The organism is Kineococcus vitellinus, from assembly GCF_009906315.1.
Classification (GTDB): domain Bacteria; phylum Actinomycetota; class Actinomycetes; order Actinomycetales; family Kineococcaceae; genus Kineococcus; species Kineococcus vitellinus.
Genome location: NZ_JAAALL010000316.1, coordinates 1 through 4,816, shown reverse-complemented (window position 1 = coordinate 4,816; position 4,816 = coordinate 1). Strand labels below are relative to the sequence as shown.

6 protein-coding genes are annotated in these 4,816 nt (G+C 77.6%); 3 read left to right on the top strand and 3 right to left on the bottom strand.

Going from position 1 to position 4,816, the window contains the following annotated elements; translation table 11 throughout:
- Nucleotides 1-691, top strand: a 691-nt coding sequence (locus GTQ99_RS19845; protein ID WP_205707866.1) for a TIGR03085 family metal-binding protein, incomplete at its 5' end; no start/stop codon positions are given.
- 33 nt (nucleotides 692-724) lie between these two features.
- Here the strand turns inward: GTQ99_RS19845 and hisF are convergent.
- Complete coding sequence (gene hisF / locus GTQ99_RS19840; protein ID WP_166617434.1) at nucleotides 725-1,498, bottom strand: imidazole glycerol phosphate synthase subunit HisF; 774 nt, start codon at nucleotides 1,496-1,498, stop codon at nucleotides 725-727.
- Between the two features lie 55 nt (nucleotides 1,499-1,553).
- On the opposite strand from hisF, the gene GTQ99_RS19835 reads away from it, so the two are divergent.
- Complete coding sequence (locus GTQ99_RS19835) at nucleotides 1,554-2,828, top strand: GNAT family N-acetyltransferase (RefSeq protein ID WP_166617433.1); 1,275 nt, start codon at nucleotides 1,554-1,556, stop codon at nucleotides 2,826-2,828.
- Nucleotides 2,829-2,922: 94 nt separating this feature from the next.
- The gene (locus tag GTQ99_RS19830) at nucleotides 2,923-3,495 is read left to right on the top strand and encodes a nucleoside/nucleotide kinase family protein (protein ID WP_166617432.1); all 573 of its coding nucleotides are present in this window, start codon (nucleotides 2,923-2,925) and stop codon (nucleotides 3,493-3,495) included.
- Between the two features lie 2 nt (nucleotides 3,496-3,497).
- On the opposite strand, the gene GTQ99_RS19825 is transcribed toward GTQ99_RS19830, so the two are convergent.
- Together GTQ99_RS19825 and hisG are read right to left on the bottom strand one after the other, a co-directional pair.
- Complete coding sequence (locus GTQ99_RS19825; RefSeq protein ID WP_166617431.1) at nucleotides 3,498-3,956, bottom strand: PH domain-containing protein; 459 nt, start codon at nucleotides 3,954-3,956, stop codon at nucleotides 3,498-3,500.
- Nucleotides 3,953-4,798: an ATP phosphoribosyltransferase gene (gene hisG, locus GTQ99_RS19820; RefSeq protein ID WP_166617430.1), complete on the bottom strand. Its 846-nt coding sequence runs from the start codon at nucleotides 4,796-4,798 to the stop codon at nucleotides 3,953-3,955. Before hisG ends, GTQ99_RS19825 begins: the two co-directional genes overlap by 4 nt.
- Between the last annotated feature and the right edge of the window lie 18 nt (nucleotides 4,799-4,816).

Genomic DNA, 4,816 nt, shown 5'->3' with positions numbered 1-4,816 from the left:
GTGCCCGCACCCGCCCCGTGGCACGATCACCGCCATGGCCCCCGTCACCGATGCCCGCCGCGAACGCGAGGGGCTGTGCGACACCGCCCTCGCCGTCGGTCCCGACGCTCCGACGCTGTGCCGGGGCTGGGACGTGCGCGACCTGCTCGTGCACCTGCTCGTGCGCGACTCGCGCCCCGACGTCGCCCTGGGGTCGGCGGTGCCGCCGCTGCGCGGGCGCAGCGAGCTGGTGCTCTCGCGGCTGCGCGAGCAGCCGTTCGCCCAGCTCGTGGAGGGGGTGCGCAGCGGCCCCCGCGGCCCGCTGCGCCTGAGCGGGGTGGACGAGCTCGTCAACCGCGCGGAGTTCTTCGTCCACCACGAGGACATCCGCCGCGCCCAGGACGACTGGCGACCGCGGCGGCTGCCCGGCGCGGAGACGCACGCGCTGTGGCGCACCGTGCGGCTCATGGGCCGGGTCGCCTACCGGCAGGCCGGCACGGGCGTGGTGCTCGTCACCCCGGACGGCCCGCGGGCGGTGGTGCGCAGCGCCGAGGTCGCGGTGAGCCTGACCGGCGAGCCCGGCGACCTGCTGCTGCACGCCTTCGGCCGCCGCTCGCGCGCCCGCGTGCAGGTGGGCGGTCAGCCCGCCGCGGTGCAGCGCTTCCTGGACCGCTACCCGGCGGACGACGACCCGCTGGGCGAACCCGGCTGACCCGGCTGACCCGGCTGACCCGGCTGACCCGGCTCAGCGGACGACGGCCCCCTGCGCCCGCAGCGCGTCCTTGACCTCGCCGATCGTCAGCTGCCCGAAGTGGAAGACGCTGGCCGCCAGCACGGCGTCCGCGCCCGCCGCCACGGCCGGCGGGAAGTGCTCGGCGGCGCCGGCCCCCCCGCTGGCGATGAGCGGCACGCCCACCCGCGCGCGCACCTGCGCGAGCATGTCGAGGTCGAAGCCGGCCTTCGTGCCGTCGGCGTCCATGGAGTTCAGCAGGATCTCCCCCGCCCCCAGCAGCGCGGCGCGCTCGGCCCACTCCACGGCGTCGATGCCGGTCCCCCGCCGCCCGCCGTGGGTGGTCACCTCGAAGCCGGAGGCCGTCGCCGGCTCCCCGGGCAGGGTGCGCCGCGCGTCCACCGACAGCACGAGCACCTGCGCGCCGAAGCGCCCGGCGATCTCGGTGATGAGCTCGGGGCGGGCGATGGCCGCGGTGTTGACGCCGACCTTGTCGGCGCCCGCGCGCAGCAGCTTCTCCACGTCCGCCACCGAGCGCACGCCGCCGCCGACGGTCAGCGGGATGAACACCTGCTCGGCGGTGCGCCGCACGACGTCGTACGTCGTCTCGCGCGAGCCGGAGGAGGCGGTGACGTCGAGGAAGGTCAGCTCGTCGGCGCCCTCGGCGTCGTAGCGGCGGGCCAGCTCGACCGGGTCGCCCGCGTCCCGCAGGTCGGTGAAGTTGACGCCCTTGACGACGCGGCCCGCGTCGACGTCCAGGCAGGGGATCACGCGCACTGCGACCGTCACGCCCGCAGGGTATCCGGCTCGCCCGCCCGCCTCGCCGTGTGACAGGGTCCTGCCGGTGAGCACCGACGTGGCCCTGCGCGAGATCGACCCCGCCGACAGCACCGCCGCCGGGGAGTTCTTCGCCGTCTCGCGCACCGGCTTCCTGGAGGCGCGCCCCGACGAGCGGGCGCGGCGCGGCTACGGCGAGCGCGTCGCCGGGCACCGGCTGCTGACCGCGCAGGCCGGTGGCCGCGTCGTCGGCACGTTCCGCTCCTTCGCCAGCGAGGTCACCCTCCCGGGCGCCGGGCCGGTGCCGGTGAACGCCGTCTCCAGCGTGACCGTGCTGCCCACGCACCGCCGCCGCGGCGTGCTGTCGCGGATGATGGCCGACGACCTCGCGCGCGCCCGCGAGCGCGAGCACGCCTTCTCGGCGCTCATCGCGATGGAGGCCCCCATCTACGGCCGCTTCGGCTTCGGCGCCGCGACCCGCTCCACGCGCTGGGTCGTCGACGCCGACCGCACCGCCTTCCGCCCGGACGCCCCCGGCGGCCCCGCCGCCGGCGGCTCGCTGGAGGTGCTCGACCCGGCCGAGGCGCGCGAGGACTGCGCGGCCGTCCACGACGCCGCCCGCCGCGCCCGCCCCGGCGGCCTGGAGCGCCCGGCGCGCTGGTGGGCCGAGCGCACGGCCGCCGAGGGGCCCGGTGCGCTCGGCGCGGGCGTCCGGGTGGTGCTGCACCGCGACGCGGACGGCGTCGCCGACGGCTACGCCTGCTACGAGACCGCCGAGGCGTGGGCCGGGCGGGTCTCCCGCTCCAGCGCCACCGTCAGCGACCTCAGCGCCACCTCGCCGGCCGCCTACCGCGACCTGTGGGAGTTCGTCACCTCCATCGACCTCGTGCGCTCGGTCGCCGCGCCCGACCGCCCGGCCGACGAGCTGCTGCCGCACCTGCTCACCGACCCCCGCGCCGCCCAGGACGGGCCCGTCGACGACTTCCTGTGGCTGCGGGTGCTGGACGTGCCCGGGGCGCTGGCCGCCCGCCGCTACCTGGGCAGCGGCACCCTCGTGCTGCGCGTGCTCGACCCCTCGGGCCTGGCCGACGCCACCGTGCGCCTGCACGTGGGCGCCGACCGCTGCGGGAGCGACGGCTGGACCTGCGCGGAGGTCACCACCACGGACGCCGAGCCCGACGTGCGCGTGGGCGTCGGCGACCTCGCCTCCCTGCTGCTCGGCGGCACCTCCCCGGTGGCGCTGCGCGCGGCCGGCCGGTTGCAGGCCACCGCCGCGGACGCCCACCGGCTGCAGGCGGTGCTGGCGACGCCGGAGTCGCCCTGGTGCCCGACGTGGTTCTGAGCGCGGGCGCGCGCTCCTGAGCGCGCGGCGACGGGACGGGTCGCCGGGCGGGGCGCCGGACGGGCGGCCGGAGGGGTCGCTGAGCACCGCGCAGGTGGTCGGCGCGCTCGCGGCGGCGCTCGACGCCGTCCCGGCCCCGGCGGCCGGGCCGCGGGTGCTGGCCGTCGACGGGCGCTCCGGCAGCGGCAAGACGGGGCTGGCGGCGGCGCTGGCGGACGCGCTGGCGGCGCCCGTGGTGCACCTGGACGACCTCTACCCCGGCTGGGACGGGCTGGCGGCCGCCGTGGAGCTGCTGCGCGGGGTCCTGGCCGGGCTGCGCGGCGGCGGAGCGGTCCGGCACCCGGTGTGGGACTGGGCCGCCGACGCGTACCGCGGCGAGGTGCGGCTGCCGAGCACCGGCGTCGTCGTCGTCGAGGGCGTGGGGGCCGGCTGCGCCGGGCCCGTGGAGGTGCTCGTCTGGCTGGAGGCCGCCGCCGGCGTGCGCCGGCGGCGGGCGCTGGCCCGCGACGGCGAGGTCTTCGCCCCGCACTGGGACTCCTGGGCCGCGCAGGAGGAGCGGCTGTTCGCCGCCCACGACGTGCGCGCCCGCGCGGACGTGGTGCTGCTGCCGGGCGGGGAGGACGCCGGGCCCGGCGCGGGGCGGGCGCGCTGGACGCGCGCGCGCTGAGCTCAGGCGGCCGGTGCGCGCCCGGTGCGGTCCTGGACCATGCGGGCCAGCCGCCGCGCCTCGCGGTGGGCGAACTCGCCGTCGGCGCGCTGGACGGCCATCACCGGCACGTTGTCGCCGTCGTCGGTGTCCAGGGTCAGCCACGGCTCGGCGCTGCCGAAGCGCACCGCGACGACGGCTCCCCAGTCGACGCGGCGGGTGAAGACGACGTTGCGCACGACGAGGGCGTCCGCCGTCGGCAGCGCCCGCACGCTCACCAGCCGCACGAGCACTCCGGAGACGAGCGCGGTGAACACCACCGCCGAGACCGTGTCGACCCCGGTCCAGCCGGAGTCCGGCGAGCGCGAGAGCAGGATGGAGACGACGACCATCACCAGGAGCAGCAGGGCCGCGCAGACCAGGCCGACGGCCCGCGCCCGCCGGGGGCGGAAGGGCGCGTCGGGCCCCGGGTCGGCGCTCACAGCCGGCAGGCGTGGATGCTCGTCACGAGGATCGCGCGGGCACCCACCTCGTAGAGGTCGTCCATGACCTGGTTGGTCACGGAGCGCTTGACCATGGCCCGCACCGCGACCCAGTCGGGGTTCGCCATGGGCGAGACGGTCGGCGACTCCAGGCCCGGCGTGATGGCGCAGGCCTGCTCGACGAGGTGCTTGGGGCAGTCGTAGTCGACCATCACGTACTGGCGGGCGACGAGGACGCCCTGCAGCCGGCGCACCAGGACGTCGACGGCCGGGTCGGCCGCGGCGCCGGAGCTGCGCACGAGCACGGCCTCCGAGGTCATGATCGGCTCGCCGAACACCTCCAGGCCCGCGGCGCGCAGCGTGGTGCCCGTCTCCACGACGTCGGCGATGACGTCGGCGATGCCGAGGGCGACGGCGGTCTCGACGGCCCCGTCGAGGTGGACGATGTCCGCGGTGACGCCGTGCTCGGCCAGGTGCTTGGCGAGCAGCCCCGAGTAGCTGGTGGCGATGCGGCGGCCCTCGAGGTCGCGCACCGAGGTGGCGGCGCCGGGGCGGCCGGCGAAGCGGAAGGTGCTGCGGGCGAAGCCCAGCGGGAGGATCTCGTCGGCGGGGGCGCGCGAGTCCAGCAGCAGGTCGCGGCCGGTGACGCCGACGTCCAGGGTGCCCGAGCCGACGTACAGCGCGATGTCGCGCGGGCGCAGGAAGACGAACTGCGCGGAGTTGTCCGGGTCGTCGAGGATGAGCTCCTTGGCGTCGCGGCGCTGGTTGTAGCCGGCCTCGCGCAGCATGGCGCTGGCCGCCTCGGACAGCGAGCCCTTGTTGGGGACGGCGATGCGCAGCACGGGGGTCTCCTGGGGGTC